The organism is Luteococcus sp. H101 (assembly GCF_038433155.1).
GTDB lineage: Bacteria > Actinomycetota > Actinomycetes > Propionibacteriales > Propionibacteriaceae > Luteococcus.
In genome coordinates this window covers 187167-202943 of record NZ_JBCDMW010000022.1, presented here as the reverse complement: position 1 = coordinate 202943, position 15777 = coordinate 187167, and the positions used below count along the sequence as shown (strand labels likewise).

The following is a 15777-nucleotide window of genomic DNA, read 5'->3' as shown; positions in this document are numbered from 1 at the left end:
CGAGGCGCACCGGGCTCGTTCCTCGCCCTGCCTCGTCGAGCTACTCACGCTCGTCCCTCGCGCTCGTAGCGGCCCCTCGACAGGCTCGGGGTCCGTGGTGGGGCGGCCCGGTGAGCACGCCTCGCGCGCCGGGATTGGGCGGGTGGGCGGCCAACCACTAGGCTGGGGTCGGTCTGCATGGCCCCATACCGCAGGAAATGAGGAGAACCGTGACGCACGTCGTGGACGAGGCCTTCGACGCTTCGGTCACCGCTCGGCTGGCCCGGATCGAGGAGGATCTGGTGCAGGCGGCAGTGGCCGACAGCCCCTTCGTGACGGAGGCCGCCCGACACATCATCGACGCCGGCGGCAAGCGCTTCCGGCCGCTCTTGGTGATCCTCGGTTCCCACTTCGGCGCCGACTTCGACGAGGCCGACCTGGTGCGAGCCGCGCTGGTGGTGGAACTCACCCACGTCGCCAGCCTCTACCACGACGACGTCATGGACGACGCCGACAAGCGCCGCGGGGCGCCCAGCGCCAACCGTCGCTGGGACAACTCGATCGCCATCCTGGTGGGTGACTACCTGTTCGCCCGCGCCTCCACCACCGTCGCCGAGCTGGGCACCGAATACGTCCGGCTGCAGGCCGAGACCTTCGCCCGGCTGGTCCAGGGACAGATCGCGGAGACCCGCGGCCCGCAGGAGGGCGACGATCCGCTGGCCCACTACCTGCAGGTGGTGGCGGACAAGACCGGCTCCCTGATTGCCACCTCCGCCGTCTTCGGGGGCATGGTGGCCGGCGCCTCCGACGAGGTGTTGCGCGCCCTGGGCGCCTTCGGGGAACAGATCGGCGTCGTCTTCCAGCTGAGCGACGACATCATCGACATCACCAGCACCGTCACCGGCAAGACCCCCGGCACTGACCTGCGCGAGGGGGTGCCCACCCTGCCCACCCTGATGCTGCAGCCCTCCACCGACCCGGCCGACGAGCCGCTCAAGCAGCTGATTGCCTCCGACCTGTCCGACGACGACCGGTTGGCCGAGGCGCTGGCCGCCCTGCGGGCCCACCGGGTGATCGAGCAGGCCCGGGCCGAGGTGCAGCGGCACGCCGACCTGGCCCTGTCCCACCTGGCCCCGCTGCCCGACGGCCACGCCAAGACGGCGCTGGCCAAGATCTGCACCGACCTGGTGGGCCGCTCCAACTGACTCGCCGGCGCCCGTGACCCCAGGCGTGGCTCCGACCGGTACCCGACGGGAGTAACGATGCTCGACCTGCGCCGCCTGCACGTCCTGGCCGCCGTCGACCGGTTCGGCACCATGACCTCCGCGGCCGCGCACCTGCACATCACCACGTCGACCGTCAGCCAACAGATCGCGCTGCTGGAGAAGGACGTCGGGATGCCGTTGTTCGACCGTACCGGGCGCACGGTGCGGATCAACGAGGCGGGCGCCAGTCTGGTGGCGCACTACCGGCGGATCGTCGCCGTCGTCGAGGAGGCCGAGAGCAGCCTGGCCCGCTTCCGCACCGGCGTCGAGGGCGTCATCCGGATCAGCACCTTCCCCAGCTTCGCGTCGGCCGTGCTGCCCACCGTGTTGATGGCCCTGCGGGAACGCTATCCGCAGCTGGAACTGCTGGTGATGGACACCGAACCGCACGAGAGTGTCGCCCGGCTTCGCGAAGGCGAGATCGACGTCGCCGTGGTGGACAACAGCATCGCCTTGCCAGGGGAGGGAATCGACGTCATCCCCCTGGCCCGCGACGAGATCGTGCTCTGCCTGCCACCCCACCACCGCCCCACCCCGGCAGATCCGGCCGCCCTGGCCGACTTCGCCGACGAGGCGTGGGTGATGGACGCCGAGCACACCGGCTTCGAGGCCTGGATCAGCGACATCTGCCAGCAGGCAGGCTTCGAACCACGCGTGGTGGCACACTGCAGCAATCTGGTTGCCGCGCTGGGTCTGGTCCGCGCCGGATTCGGGGTGGCGTTGATGAGTTCGCTCAACCTGGGCCGGGAGACCGCGGACCTGATGGTCCGCCACGTGGAGCACGCCCCCTACCGGGAACTGCGCATCCTGGTGCGCACCGCCAGCCGGAACTCTCCCGTGGCCGGTGCCGTGGTGGGGGAGCTCAGCCGGGTCACCCGGGAGCACTATCGCCACAAGAACGCTTCAATCAGCAAGATTTCCAGCTGATTGTCCATTTTTCCCGCAATCATCCTTTGCGAAACGTCAACAGCGAGCATCCGTAGGTCGGACCTCATGGCCTCTCCGGGTCCCTAGAGTTGGTTTGGCGATCAGACAATTCACTGTTCGCCGTGACCGGCCGGACTACGACGACGACGTCGAGCGGCCTCTCGGGAAGGAAACAGCGTGGCTCTCAGCGTTCTGGACATCTACTCGATCGGGATCGGACCGTCGTCCTCGCACACCGTCGGTCCCATGCGGGCAGCGGGACTGTTCCTGGCCGAGCTGGACCAGGCGGGCCTGACCGGCTCCGTCGCGCGGGTGCGCAGTCAGCTCTACGGTTCACTGGGCGCGACCGGCCACGGCCATGGTTCCGACAAGGCGGTGTTGCTGGGGCTGATGGGGGAGGATCCGGAGCACGTCGACACCGAATCCGTCGACAGTCGGGTGGCGGCCCTGGAGAGTTCCGGGCAGTTGGTGCTGGGTGGTGGCCGCCGGATCGGCTTCAACCGCGCCGAGGACCTGGTGCTGCACCTGCGCGAGACCCTGCCGGCCCACCCCAATGGCATGTCCTTCGAGGCCTATGACGCCGATGGCGGGCTGCTGGCCAGCAGCCGCTACTACTCGATCGGCGGTGGCTTCGTGATCGACGAGCAGGCCGCCACCCGGCGGACCCCCCTGCTGGACCCCGAGGTGGAATTGCCCTACCGCTTCGACACCGCCAAGCAGTTGCTGGAGATCTGCGCCCGGGAGGGTCTGTCGATCAGCGACGTGATGCTGGCCAATGAGGCCACCTGGCGCCCCGAGGCCGAGACCCGCGCCGCCCTGTTGAACATCTGGCGCGTGATGGAACAGTGCGTCACCGACGGTTGCCGTCGCACCGAAGTCGCCCTGCCGGGTGGGCTGGCCGTACCGCGTCGGGCCCCGAAGCTGTACCAGGCGCTGCATGCGGAGACCGACTCCCAGGATCCGCTGCGGGCGATGGACTGGGTGAACCTGTTTGCCCTCGCCGTCAACGAGGAGAATGCCTCGGGTGGCCGGGTGGTGACCGCTCCCACCAATGGCGCGGCCGGGATCATTCCCGCCGTCCTGCACTACTACATGAAGTTCTGCCCGGGTGCCGACGAGGAGGGCGTGGTCCGCTTCCTGCTGACTGCGGCCGCCATCACCATCCTGATCAAGCAGAATGCCTCCATCTCGGGCGCCGAGGTCGGCTGCCAGGGCGAGGTTGGCTCCGCCTGTTCGATGGCTGCCGCCGGCCTGTGCGAGGTCCGGGGCGGCACCCCGGCCCAGGTGGAGAATGCGGCGGAGATCGGGCTGGAGCACAACCTGGGGCTGACCTGTGACCCGGTCGCCGGCCTGGTGCAGATTCCGTGCATCGAACGCAATGCGATTGCCGGTACCAAGGCGATCAATGCCGCTCGGATCGCGCTGCGCGGCGATGGCACCCACCAGGTGTCACTGGACGCCGCCATCCTGACGCTGCGCACCACCGGCGCCGACATGTCGAGCGACTACAAGGAGACCTCACGTGGTGGCCTCGCGGTCAACTACGTGGCGTGCTGAGGCACGCACCCAACCCTGCTGAGGAGCATCAACACATCATGAAGACAATGTTGTCTGACCAGGCCCAAGAGGCCGCTCCAGAACGGATCGAAGCCACCGCGCCGCGGTGGAATGGCTTTGACCGGAACTGGATGATCAGCCTGTTCGGCACCGCCATCGGTGCCGGCATCCTGTTCCTGCCGATCAATGCCGGCGCCGGCGGCGTCTGGCCCCTGCTGGTGGTATCGCTGATGGTGGCGCCCATGACCTATCTGGCCCACCGTTCCCTGTCCCGGATGATCTGCCACTCCCGTCGGCCCGGCGACGACATCACCGTCGTCGCCAAGGACTTCTTCGGTGAAGGCTTCGGGAAGCTGGTCACCGTGCTGTACTTCTTCGCGATCTACCCGATCGTGTTGATCTACGGCATCGGGATCACCAACACCGTGGACAGTCTGATCGTCAACCAGTTCCACCAGCCGTCTCCGCCCCGCGCGGTGCTCAGCTTCATCCTGATCGCGGCCATGATGGGCGTGATGGTCGCCGGGCAACGGATCATGCTGATCGTGACCGGCTGGCTGGTCTACCCGCTGATCGCCGTGCTCTTCGGCGTCACCGTCTATCTCATTCCCAGCTGGAAGCTGGACTTCTTCACCGCCGACGTGCCCTCGGCCGGCAGCCTGGCCAAGTCGATCTGGCTGATGATTCCGGTGATGGTCTTCGCCTTCAACCATTCCCCGGCGATCAGCCAGTTCTCGCTGGCGATGAAGCAGGAGTACGGCCAGCACGCCCCGGACAAGGCCTCCCAGGTGCTCAAGCGCACCACGGTCCTGTTGGTGGTCTTCGCGATGGGCTTCGTCTGGTCCTGCGTCCTGGCGCTCGGTGTCGACGGCCTGGCCGAGGCCCGCAAGACCAATCTGCCCGTGCTGAGCTACCTGGCCAATGTCAACGGTGCCCCGTTCATCTCCTACCTGGGCCCGGTGGTGGCGATCACCGCCATCGCCTCCTCCTTCTTCGGGCACTACCTGGGCGCCGCGGAGGGCCTGGCCGGCATCGTCCGCTTCGCCGACCCGGACGCCCGCAAGATCAGCAATCCGCTGTTGACCAAGGCCATCGCCGGCTTCATGTTCCTCACCACCTGGCTGGCCGCCGTGGTCAACCCGAGCATCCTGTCGATGATCGAGCAGCTCTCCGGCCCGATCATCGCGATGGTGCTCTTCCTGCTGCCGATGTGGGCGATCCATCGGGTGCCGGTGCTGCAGCGCTACCGCGGCCGGGCCTCCAATGTCTTCGTCGTGGTGGCCGGACTGCTGGCCGTCAGCGCCGTGGTCAGCGGTTTCCTGGCCTGAGCGTCCAAGAAATTCCTCGCCCCGTCGTCGGGATTCGGACACCGACGGCGGGGCGAGAGTCTACCCGGGCCGGGCCTCACCAGATGGTCACCCGATCCTCGGGGGCGAGCCACATGCCGTCCTGGGCAGTGGTGCCGAAGGCCTCGTGGAAGGCATCCACATTGCGCAGGATCTGGTTGCACCGGAACTCCGCGGGGGAGTGCGGGTCCACCACCAGCATTCGGCGGGCATGCTCATTGCGGGCCTTGCTGGACCAGATGGTGGCGTAGCCGTGGAAGAAGCGTTGGGTGCCGGTCAATCCGTCGACCGGCTCCGGCTCCACCCCGTCGGTGGCCATCCGCCAGGCCTTCAGCGCAATCCCCACCCCGCCCAGGTCACCGATGTTCTCCCCAATGGTGAAGGCACCGTTGACGTGCACCGGCGGCTGGTCGTCGGCCAGCTCCAGCGGGGTCAGCGCGTTGAACTGCTCCACCAGCGCTGCGGTGCGTTCGGTGAAGGCCGCCCGGTCCGCGTCAGTCCACCAGTTGCGCAGCTTGCCGTCGCCGTCGCAGGTGGACCCCTGGTCGTCGAAGCCATGGCCGATCTCGTGCCCGATCACCGAGCCGATGCCGCCATAGTTGACCGCGTCGTCGGCATCCGGGTTGAAGAAGGGCGGTTGCAGGATCGCGGCCGGGAAGACGATCTCATTGCGCAAGGGGTGGTAGTAGGCATTGACCGTCTGCGGGGTCATCAGCCACTCGTCGCCATCCACCGGCCGGGTCAGCTTGGCCAGCTGGTAGCGGGTCTCGAATTCGTCGACGCGCAGCACATTGCCCACCAGGTCACCGGGGATGAGTTCCAGCGCGGAGTAGTCCCGGAAGTTCTCCGGGTGGCCGATCTTGGGGGTGAAGGCGTCCAGTTTGCGCAGCGCCTCCGCCCGGGTGTCCTCACCCATCCAGTCCAGGGCCGTGATCGACTCGCGGTAGGCGGCCAGCAGGTTGGCCACCAGCTCGTCCATCCGCTCCTTGGCGGATGCGGGGAAGTAGCGCTGCACGTAGACCTTGCCGACGGCCTCACCCATGGCGCCCTCCACCAGGGCCACCCCCCGCTTCCAGCGGGGCCGCTGCTGCTCGACGCCCTGCAGGGTGCGCTCGTAGAAGTCGAACCGCTCGTCGACGAAGGCGGTGGACAGCCAGGGGGACAGCGCGGTGACAATCCGCCACCGGCACCAGGCCCGCCACTGCGGCAGTCGCTCGATGGTGAGCAGCTCGGCCGCCTCGGTGAGGAAGCTGGGCTGGCCGTTGACCACAAGGTCCAGCTGCTCCGGGTTGGCCTGCATCCCCGCCGCCAGCCGGTCCAGGTGCAGCCCGGGCACCTCGTCGGTCAACCGCAGCCAACTGGTGGGGTTGTACTTGGCGGCCAGGTCCCGGGTCCGTTCCCGGGCCCAGTGGCGACGGGCGATCTCGGTCTCCAGGGCCACCACCTGTGCGGCCTGCTCCGCGGCGTCGGACACGCCGGCCAGGGACAGGCTGCGTTCCACATGGGCCCGGTAGGCCGCCAGCAGCTCGGCGTGCTCCTCGGCCAGGTAGTAGTCCCGGTCCGGCAGCCCGATCCCGCCCTGTTCCAGGAAGAGCGCATACCGGGTGGGGTCGGCCATGTCCGCGTCAGGGCCAAGCTGCACCAGCGCACCAATCCCGTGCGCCAGGCTCCAGCCCCAGTGCTCCGCCAGCTCCTCGACGCCCACGATCCGATCCACCCGGTCCAGCAGCGGTTCCAGCGGGCCCGCGCACAGCGCCTCGATGGCGTCGGTGTCCAGGAAGTCCCGGTAGAGGGTGGCCACCTTGTCCGCCTCCTCGACGGGTTTCTCCACCCCGGGCCGGGCGGCCAGTTCCTCGATGATCTCCCGCACCGCCCGGCGGGACTTCTCCGTCAGGTCGACGAAACTGCCGGCCGAGGGCTTGTCCGGGTCGATCGGGGCCTGGGCCAGCCAGGCGCCGTTGACATGCCGGAAGAGGTCATCCTGGGGCCGGATCGCGGGATCGATGCGGCTGGAGTCAAGAGCTGGAATCACCCCGCCCAATCTAGCGGGCCGGGCCCGTCGACGGGCCGATCCCGACGGGCATTGTCAGCCGCGCCGTCGGATGCGAGGCTGGGCCCATGACCGAGACTCGCATCGTCAGTGCCGAGCGGGAGATCGCCGCCCCGTTCGAGGAGATCTTCGAGCTGATCGCCGACCCGGCGCTGCAGCCGCAGTGGGACGGCAACGACAACCTGACCCAGGCGGCCCGGGGGCAGCGGGTGCACAGGGTTGGCGACGTCTTCCGGATGATCGTCACCGGCAACCGGCCCCGAGACAATGAGGTGGTGGAGTTCACCGAGGGCCGGCTGATCGCCTGGAAGCCATCGCCGGTGGGCGAGCCCCAGCCCGGCCAGCTGTGGCGCTGGGAGCTGGAACCGCGCGGGCCGCGGGTCACCCTGGTGCGGCACACCTATGACTGGACCGAGCTGCACGACGAACAGCGTCTGGCCCGGGCGCGGACCACCACCCCGGCCAACCTGATGGCCTCGATCGAGCGGCTCAAGGAGCTGGCCGAGTCCCAGACCCAGCCGGGCTGAGCACCCGGCTCAGTGCCGGATCTCCCAGGTGTCCTTGCCGTCCAGCATCGCCTGCAGACCCGCATCGACGGCCCGGCTGCCCTTGGCCAGCTCCACCTGCTCGCGCGCCAGGTCGTCATAGGCCGGGCGCTCCACATTGCGGAAGATGCCGATGGGGGAGCGGTGCAGCACGCCGCCGTCGGTCAGCCGGCTCAGGGCGAAGGCCAGCGACGGGTCCGCGTGCTGCGCGTCGTGCACCAGGATGTTGTCCAGCCCCACCTCGGAGACCTCGACGACGTCCACCGAGCCGTCGCCGTGCTGCACGACGCCCAGGTGGTTGTCCTTGCCGAACAGGATCGGCTCGCCGTGCCGCAGTGGGATGATCGCCTCGTCGGACTGCGGGCCCTTGATGGCGTCGAAGGCACCGTCGTTGAAGATCGGGCAGTTCTGGTAGATCTCCACCAGGGCGGCGCCGCGGTAGTCGGCGGCGGCCTTCAGCACCTCGGAGAGGTGCTTGCGGTCCGAGTCGACGGTGCGGGCCACGAAGCCCGCCTCGGCGCCCAGCGCCAACGAAACCGGGTTGAAGGGGGTGTCCAGCGAGCCCAGCGGGCTGGACTTGGTCACCTTGCCGGCCTCGGAGGTGGGGGAGTACTGGCCCTTGGTCAGGCCGTAGATCCGGTTGTTGAACAGCATGATGGTGACGTTCACATTGCGTCGCAGCGCGTGGATCAGGTGGTTGCCACCGATGGACAGCGCATCACCGTCGCCGGTGACCACCCACACGCCAAGGTCCGGCCGGGTGACCGCGACGCCGGTCGCGATGGCCGGGGCCCGGCCGTGGATGGAGTGCATGCCGTAGCTGTCCACGTAGTACGGGAAGCGCGAGGAGCAGCCGATCCCGGAGACGATCACGGTGTTCTCCCGCTTGATCCCCAGCTCCGGCATCATCCCCTGGAAGGCGGCCAGGATGGCGTAGTCGCCGCAGCCGGGGCACCAGCGGACCTCCTGGTCACTGGTGAAGTCCTTGCGGTTGAGCGGCTCGAGGCTCAACGGCACCCCGGCCAGGCCGCGGTACTCGCTGGTCTGCTCGGTGACGGGGGTCTGGGTCGCGGTCACTTGGTCTCCTGTGGGGTCTGCTCGACGGCGTCCGCGGACTCCTCGATCTGGGTGTCGATCGGGACGTCGGGATGGTCGGGGTCGATGGCGTCGATCTCGGTCTCCAGGTCGGCCGCCAGCTCGCTGAGCGAGATCGGCAGGCCGAAGACCTTGGAATAGCTGTGCACGTCGACGAGGTACTTGGCGCGCAGCATCATGGCGAACTGGCCCAGGTTCATCTCCGGCACGATCACCCGGTCATAGGCCTTGAGCACCTCGCCCAGGTTGGCGGGCAGCGGGTTCAGGTGGCGCACGTGCGCCTGCGCGACGTGCCGGCCGGTCTTGCGCACCCGGCGCACCGCGGCCGTGATCGGGCCGTAGGTGGAGCCCCAGCCCAGCACCAGCACCTTGGCCTTGCCCGACGGGTCATCCACCTCGACGTCGGCGATGTCGCGCACGATGCCGTCCACCTTGGCCTGGCGCAGCCGGACCATCGCGTCGTGGTTGGCCGGATCGTAGGAGATGGCACCGGTGCCGTCGGCCTTCTCGATGCCGCCAATCCGGTGCTCCAGGCCCGGGGTGCCGGGCTTGGCCCAGGCGCGGGCCAGGGTCTCGGGATCCCGCTTGTAGGGCAGGAAGGCGTCCCCGTCGTTGGGCTCGGTGGCGAAGTTCGGGTCGATCGCGGGGATCTCGTCCACCTGCGGGATCTTCCACGGCTCCGCGCCGTTGGCCAGGTAGCCGTCGCTCAGCAGCACGACGGGGGTGCGGTAGACCACGGCGATCCGCACCGCCTCCACCGCCATGTCGAAGCAGTCGGCGGGGGTGGCGGGCGCCAGCACCGGAACCGGTGCCTCACCATTGCGGCCGTACATCACCTGCAGCAAGTCGGCCTGCTCGGTCTTGGTGGGCATGCCCGTCGACGGCCCGGCGCGCTGCACGTCGACCACCACCAGCGGAAGCTCGGTCATCACGCCCAGGCCGATGGTCTCCGCCTTGAGCGCGATGCCGGGGCCGGACGTCGAGGTGACGCCCAGCGCCCCCGCGAAGGAGGCGCCCAGCGCGGCGCCGACGCCGGCGATCTCGTCCTCCGCCTGGAAGGTGATCACGCCCTGCCCCTTGTGCTTGCTCAACTCGTGCAGGATGTCGGAGGCCGGGGTGATCGGGTAGGAGCCCAGGAAGAGCTGCAGGCCCGCCTTCTGGGCGCCGACGATCAGGCCGTAGCTGGTGGCGGTGTTGCCGGAGATCTGGCGGTACCGGCCGGTCTGCATCGGGGCCTTGGCCACCTCATAGCGCACCGCGAACTCCTCGGTGGTCTCACCGTAGGCGTAACCGGCGCGGAAGGCGGCGATGTTGGCGTCGCGGATCTCCGGCTTCTTGGCGAACTTCTCGCCCAGGAAGGCCTCGGTGCCCTCGGTGGGGCGGCTGTAGAGCCAGTTCAGCAGGCCCAGCGCGAACATGTTCTTGCTGCGGGCGGAATCCTTGCGGCCCAGGCCGAAGTCCTTCACCGAGGCGACGGCCAGGCCGGTCAGGTCCAGCGCCACCAGCTGGTAGTCGGCCAGCGAGCCGTCCTCCAGCGGGTTGGCCTCGTAACCCACCTTGGCCAGGTTGCGCTTGGTGAACTCGGCGGTGTCCACCAGCAGCAGCCCGCCGCGGGGCACGTCCTTCAGGTTGGCCTTCAGGGCGGCCGGGTTCATCGCCACCAGCACGTCGGGACGGTCGCCCGGGGTGACGATGTCGAAATTGGCGAAGTGCAGCTGGAAGCTGGACACGCCGGGCAGGGTGCCCTGGGGGGCGCGAATCTCGGCCGGGAAGTTCGGCAGGGTGGAGATGTCATTGCCCAGGGTGGCGGAGTCATGCGTGAAGCGATCTCCGGTCAGCTGCATACCGTCGCCGGAGTCGCCGGCGAAGCGAATCACCACTCGATCGAGCACATGCACAGCGGACACGGGGGCCTCTTTCCAACGGGGAGAACAACACTCAGTCTGCAAGCCTAAACCCTCGCGAAAAAGGGGGTGGGAGCCTGTCACGTTAGGCTGGCCGTCGTGACGGGTATTGCGCAGGGCAGATTCATCGACTGGTTCGGCGACCATTCCGTGGTGGTCGTGGACCTCGCGCTGGCCTGTTGCGCCATCGAGACCGAGTTTGCGGTGCCCGCGGGCGCACCGCGGCTGGAGCGGGTTCCCGACGGCGCCCAGGTGGTGGCGGTGGTCTCCGGCACCCTGACGGACGCGCTCAGTGGCATTGTCAAGGAGGAAGTTGACAACCTTCCGGGGGCTTTTGTGGTGAGCTTTGGCGCCTGCGCCTGCGCGGGCGGTCCGTACTGGGACGCCCCGTCGGTGACCAAGGGGGTGGACCAGCTGGTGCGGGTGGACCGCTACATCCCTGGTTGCCCGCCACCGCCCGAGGCTCTGGGCCTGGTGCTGGGCGAGCTGCGCACCGGGCTGGAGGTGGCACGGTGAGCGCCCATGGCCTGGACGACCAGCTGCGCGACGTCGACCCGGACACCTGGTTGGCGGCCATCTCCACGGCGTTGGCGCAGGGTTTCGGCTTCTTCGACTGGCTGGGTTGCGTCGACGAGATTGGCCGCGCCGACGAGCTGCGGGTGGTGTTGCGGCTGGTGAACTTCGACGCGACGCCACCGCGCGGGCTGCGGCTGCAGACCCGGGTGCCCCGGCAGGCTCCGGTGTTGCCGAGTTGCATCGGCCTGCTGCCCGGAGCCGCCTGGCACCAGCGCGAGGTGCATGACTTCTTCGGCGTGGTCTTCGACGGCGCGGACCTTGCGCCGCTGTTGAACCATGCCCCAGCGGGTGCGGAGCCCGTGCGTGGGCTGCGCAAGGACGTGGTGCTCGCAGCCCGGGCGGCCCAGCCCTGGCCTGGTGCCAAGGAGCCGGGGGAGGGGGCGGCCGCGCCCAGCCGACGCAAGATGGCGCCGCCCGGGGTGCCCGATCCGGATGTCTGGGGGGACCGCGACCCCGCCGCCCCCCTTCCCGATCCCGCCGAGATTGCCGCCGCTGTGGCCGGGGGCCGAGTGAGGAGGCGTCGATGACCGAACAGCCCCGGCCCGTCCAGGGCCACGGCTCGATCCGCCTGATCGAGGACAAGTGCACGTCCTGCATGATCTGTGCCCGGGAGTGTCCGGCCTGGTGCATCCAGATCGACTCGCACACCGAGCAGGTCAGTGGTCAGGGTGGAGCCCCGATCGGCGGGGCCGCGGCGTCGGCCACCAGCGGCTATGCCCGCGCCCGCCAGCGGTCGGTGAACGTGCTGGACCGCTTCCAGATCGACTGGTCGTTGTGCATGTACTGCGGCATCTGCGTGGAGCAGTGCCCCTTCGACGCCCTGGAGTGGGCCGGCCGGCACGTGGCAACCGCGGACCACCCGGGCGGCCTGCACCACGGCCGCGAGCAGCTCCGGTGAGCGTCGCCCCCACCGGATCCTGGATCGGTGACCTGGAGCTCCACTGGAGCAGCGTGCGCACGGCATGGCGGGTGCGGCACGTGCGCCGGGGTGCCTACGGCACCCTGCTGATCGCGCTCGGTTCGTTGACCCCCGCCTACCTGCCGCAGAACTCGCCGTGGTGGCGGATGTTGCGCCTGCTGCACGTCACCGGCACCCCCGCCCGGATCGGCGGGACGCTGCTGGTGATGGCCGGCCTGATGCTGCTGGTGGACGCCTGGTTCCGGATGCGGCCCGGGGCCCAGCCCGAGGGTGAAGCGGTGGCCTACACCCACCTCAAGCACTGGGCGGTGCTGGCCATCTGGGGCGCCCCCTTCCTGCTGGCCCCACCCATCTTCAGTCACGACGCCTACTCCTACGCCGCCCAGGGCTGGCTGATCCACAATGACATCAACCCGTACCACGGCAATGTGATGCTGCTGCCCGGTTCCTTTGCGGACCAGGTGGCCTGGGTGTGGCGGCGCACACCGGCTCCCTACGGGCCCCTCAGCCTGCAGATGCAGCACCTGATCGTCGACGTCTGCCGGTTCGACCCTTATGTCTCGGCGCTGGCAATGCGGATCCCGGCACTGGCCGGGGTGGTGCTGATCGGGCTGCTGGTGCCCCGGATCGCCGTCAAGCTGCGCCTGGATCCGGCCGAGGCGGCCTGGATGGCCACCCTGAACCCGGTGCTGGTGATCGACTTCATCGGCGGCGCCCACAACGACGCCCTGATGGTGGGGCTGCTGGTGGCCGGGCTGTGGCTGGCCTTCCAGCGCAGCTGGGCCTGGCTCTTCTCGGCGGTGCTGGTGGGCACGGCGGCCGCCATCAAGCAGCCGGCGATCCTGGCCTGCTACGCCCTGCCCCTGATCCCCCGGGAGTGGGCCAGCTGGCGCTGGCAGGAGCTGTTCACGACGGTGGTGCGGGTGCTGGTCAGCTTCCTGATCGGCGTCGGGACCTTCGCGGGGATCACCAGCCTGACCGGGCTGGGCTATGGCTGGCTGGATGCCGTCGACGTGCCGGGCAGCGTGGTCACGGTCTCCCCGTCCACCATCATCGGCCAGGGTGGGCAACTGCTGGCCAACTGGATGGGGTTGGACCCCAGCGGACACAACGTCATCCGCTATGCCCGCACCTCGGGCATGGTGATCGCGGTGCTGCTGATCTCCGCCTTCGCGCTGACCATCGCCCGGCGTCGTCCCCTCACCTTCCTGTCCTGGAGTTTCCTGGCGGTGGCGCTGTGCTCCCCGGCGCTGCACTCCTGGTATGTGCTGTGGGGCGGCGTACTGGTGCCGTTGACCAGGCCGTCGCAGCGAATGGTGCGGGCCGGGGTGTGGACCACCGTCGTACTGCTCAGCTATGCCGCCATCAACCTGGCCTACCGCAACAGCGTCAGCGCCGTGGACTCCTTCAACCCCGCCGTCGCGCTGGGGATCACCGCCGTCGCCGTCCTGGGCTGGCAGGTCTACACGCATGAGCGCAGCACGGAGAAGCGGCGACGTATGCTGGCGCGCAGACGGCACGACTGACATCAGGAGGCGATCATGACCCCCGAAGCCACTCCCACCGATGCTGTGGTGGCCGAACCGACCCCGGCCGAGATCCGCACCGAACGCGACGGTGACACGGCCCGGCTGGTGCTGGACCGGCCACGGGCGATCAATGCCCTCAGCCCGCAGATGATGCACACCATCTCCCAGACCCTGCAGGCCTGGCAGGAGGACCCCTCCGTGGAACGGATCGAGCTGGTTGGGGAGGGGGAGCGGGGCTTCTGCGCCGGCGCCGACGTGCGGGCCATCCGTCAGCTGGTGCTGGAGCAGCCCGAACAGGCCGTCGACTTCTTCACCGAGGAGTACCAGGTCAACGCCCTGATCGCCGGCTCCGCCAAGCCGATCACCTCCCAGCTGCACGGGATCGCCATGGGTGGCGGGCTGGGTCTGGCGCTGCACGCCACCCACGTGGTCACCACTCCCGACCTCAAGCTGGCCATGCCCGAGGTGGGGATTGGCCTGTTCCCCGACGTCGGGGTCTGCTGGCAGCTGGCCTGCGCGCCCGGCCAGACCGGGGCCTACCTGGCGATGACCGGCACCACCATCGACGCCGCCAGCGCCCTGTATGCGGGGATGGTGCATGAGATCCTGCTGCCCGAGCGGTTCGACGCGGCCCCGCCGGAGCCGCGAGGAGCCGTCTCCCCGGAATTGATGGATGCCGCCGAGGGCTCCCAGCTGGCCCAGGACCGCTCCTGGATCGACGAGTGCTTCACCGGCGATGACCCCGCCGGGATCCTGGCCCGGTTGGAGGGTCACGGCAATCCCCGGGCCCGGCAGTGCGCCGGCGAGATCCGGGCCAAGTCGCCGTGGAGCGTGTGTGTCGCCCTGGAGGCCGTGCGCCGGGCGGGCCAGCTGGAATCGGTGCGGCAGGTGCTGGCGCAGGACCTGGTGCTGGCGCGCAGCTTCGTCGCCGACTCCGACTTCGTCGAGGGGGTGCGCGCCCAGCTGGTGGACAAGGATCGCAACCCCTCCTGGCGGCATGCTCGGGTGGAGGACGTCCCCCGGGAGCTGGTCCTGGGGATGTTCCAGGAGCGCTGACCCAGCCAGGGTCTGGAGCCTGGCCCAGCCACGGTGGCCGAGCCTGTCGAGGCCCCTGACCGGGCGATCCGTCAGAAGTCGTAGTCGACGACGACCGGGGCGTGGTCGCTCATCCGCGCCTCATAGCTCTCGGCCCGGTCGGTACCCCCACGGACCGCCAGTTTGGCCAGCTTCGGGGTGGCGAACTGGTAGTCGATCCGCCAGCCAGCGTCCTTCACGAAGGCCTGGCCCATCCAGCTCCACCAGGAGTAGGGGCCGTCCTGGTCCGGATGCAGGGTGCGCACGACGTCCACCAGGGTGCGTGGGGAGAGGATCTGGTCCAGCCAGGCCCGCTCCTCGGGCAGGAAGCCCTCGCTCTTGAGGTTGCCCTTCCAGTTCTTGATGTCGTGCTCGTCATGGGCGATGTTGAAGTCACCCATCACCAGGAATTCCCGGCCCTGCGCGGCCGCGGTGCGCCTGGCCCTGGTCAGGTGCCGGGCGAAACCCTTGAGGAAGCGCATCTTGCGTTCGTACTTGGCGCCCCCGTCGGGCTTGTCCCGGCCGTTCTTCCCCTCGGCCTGCAACTCGGCCGGCAGGCCGCCCTTGGGCAGGTACAGGCTGGCGACGGTCAGCGGCCGGTCGGCCAGGTCCACCTCCAGGTAGCGCCCCTCGGTGGCGAAGGCCTTCAGCTCCCGCGCCAGGGCATCCCGCTCCGCCTCCTCGCGAAGCTCGACGTCGGAGTCACCCGGCGCCCGCACCAGGGCACCGGCGCCCCAGCTGCGCACATCCAGCGGCAGCTGCCGGGTGAGGATGGCCACCCCATTGCGGCCGGCCAGCTGCCCCGCGTCGTAGGCCAGGTGGTACTCCCCGAAGATGCCGTCGGGCAGCAGCGGCACCGGGCAGCGCACCTCCTGCAGGGCCACGACGTCGCACTGCCGGCTGGCCAGCCAGTCGGCGAAGCCCCGCTTCTGGGTGGCCCGGATTCCGTTCACGTTGAAGGTGGCGACGCGCAACATGTCCGCCAGCCTAGTCACCGTCGCCCGATCACGT

14 protein-coding genes are annotated in these 15777 nt (G+C 69.2%); 10 read left to right on the top strand and 4 right to left on the bottom strand.

From position 1 onward, the window contains the following. Window positions 1-209 precede the first annotated feature (209 nt). From AAEX60_RS10025 to AAEX60_RS10010, 4 genes are all read left to right on the top strand, one after another. The gene (locus tag AAEX60_RS10025) at window positions 210-1184 is read left to right on the top strand and encodes a polyprenyl synthetase family protein (protein ID WP_342103151.1); all 975 of its coding nucleotides are present in this window, start codon (window positions 210-212) and stop codon (window positions 1182-1184) included. Window positions 1185-1241: 57 nt separating this feature from the next. Next, window positions 1242-2171: a LysR family transcriptional regulator gene (locus tag AAEX60_RS10020; RefSeq protein ID WP_342103149.1), complete on the top strand. Its 930-nt coding sequence runs from the start codon at window positions 1242-1244 to the stop codon at window positions 2169-2171. A gap of 177 nt (window positions 2172-2348) precedes the next feature. Next, window positions 2349-3728 carry an L-serine ammonia-lyase gene (locus tag AAEX60_RS10015; protein ID WP_342103146.1) on the top strand — a complete coding sequence of 460 codons (1380 nt, stop codon included), beginning with the start codon at window positions 2349-2351 and terminating at the stop codon, window positions 3726-3728. A 47-nt stretch (window positions 3729-3775) separates the two neighbouring features. Continuing rightward, on the top strand, window positions 3776-5056 hold the full coding sequence (locus AAEX60_RS10010; protein WP_342103143.1) for an aromatic amino acid transport family protein: 1281 nt from the start codon (window positions 3776-3778) through the stop codon (window positions 5054-5056). Window positions 5057-5132: 76 nt separating this feature from the next. Here AAEX60_RS10010 and AAEX60_RS10005 read toward each other — a convergent pair whose 3' ends face one another. Beyond that, a complete protein-coding gene (locus tag AAEX60_RS10005; protein WP_446721303.1) occupies window positions 5133-7106 on the bottom strand; it encodes a M13 family metallopeptidase in 1974 nt (657 codons plus the stop codon). 86 nt (window positions 7107-7192) lie between these two features. Here AAEX60_RS10005 and AAEX60_RS10000 point away from each other — a divergent pair, with 86 nt between their 5' ends. Continuing rightward, window positions 7193-7651 carry an SRPBCC family protein gene (locus AAEX60_RS10000; RefSeq protein WP_342103141.1) on the top strand — a complete coding sequence of 153 codons (459 nt, stop codon included), beginning with the start codon at window positions 7193-7195 and terminating at the stop codon, window positions 7649-7651. A 9-nt stretch (window positions 7652-7660) separates the two neighbouring features. Here AAEX60_RS10000 and AAEX60_RS09995 read toward each other — a convergent pair whose 3' ends face one another. After that, on the bottom strand, window positions 7661-8746 hold the full coding sequence (locus AAEX60_RS09995) for a 2-oxoacid:ferredoxin oxidoreductase subunit beta (protein ID WP_342103140.1): 1086 nt from the start codon (window positions 8744-8746) through the stop codon (window positions 7661-7663). Then, window positions 8743-10671, bottom strand: coding sequence for a 2-oxoacid:acceptor oxidoreductase subunit alpha (locus AAEX60_RS09990; protein ID WP_342103137.1), 1929 nt, complete (start codon window positions 10669-10671; stop codon window positions 8743-8745). The genes AAEX60_RS09995 and AAEX60_RS09990 overlap by 4 nt, the downstream gene beginning before the upstream one ends. A 96-nt stretch (window positions 10672-10767) precedes the next feature. Here AAEX60_RS09990 and AAEX60_RS09985 point away from each other — a divergent pair, with 96 nt between their 5' ends. The 5 genes from AAEX60_RS09985 to AAEX60_RS09965 are packed head-to-tail and all read left to right on the top strand — an operon-like array spanning window position 10768 to window position 14748. Continuing rightward, window positions 10768-11184 carry an NADH-quinone oxidoreductase subunit B gene (locus tag AAEX60_RS09985; protein ID WP_446721302.1) on the top strand — a complete coding sequence of 139 codons (417 nt, stop codon included), beginning with the start codon at window positions 10768-10770 and terminating at the stop codon, window positions 11182-11184. Then, entirely contained in the window at window positions 11181-11771 is a 591-nt protein-coding gene (locus tag AAEX60_RS09980; protein WP_342103134.1) for an NADH-quinone oxidoreductase subunit C, read from the top strand. Before AAEX60_RS09985 ends, AAEX60_RS09980 begins: the two co-directional genes overlap by 4 nt. Further along, entirely contained in the window at window positions 11768-12142 is a 375-nt protein-coding gene (locus AAEX60_RS09975) for an NADH-quinone oxidoreductase subunit I (RefSeq protein ID WP_342103132.1), read from the top strand. Before AAEX60_RS09980 ends, AAEX60_RS09975 begins: the two co-directional genes overlap by 4 nt. Then, window positions 12139-13689: a polyprenol phosphomannose-dependent alpha 1,6 mannosyltransferase MptB gene (mptB, locus tag AAEX60_RS09970; RefSeq protein ID WP_342103130.1), complete on the top strand. Its 1551-nt coding sequence runs from the start codon at window positions 12139-12141 to the stop codon at window positions 13687-13689. The genes AAEX60_RS09975 and mptB overlap by 4 nt, the downstream gene beginning before the upstream one ends. A 15-nt stretch (window positions 13690-13704) precedes the next feature. Then, window positions 13705-14748 carry a 3-hydroxyisobutyryl-CoA hydrolase gene (locus tag AAEX60_RS09965; protein WP_342103129.1) on the top strand — a complete coding sequence of 348 codons (1044 nt, stop codon included), beginning with the start codon at window positions 13705-13707 and terminating at the stop codon, window positions 14746-14748. Window positions 14749-14819: 71 nt separating this feature from the next. Here AAEX60_RS09965 and AAEX60_RS09960 read toward each other — a convergent pair whose 3' ends face one another. Further along, entirely contained in the window at window positions 14820-15740 is a 921-nt protein-coding gene (locus AAEX60_RS09960; RefSeq protein WP_342103165.1) for an exodeoxyribonuclease III, read from the bottom strand. Between the last annotated feature and the right edge of the window lie 37 nt (window positions 15741-15777).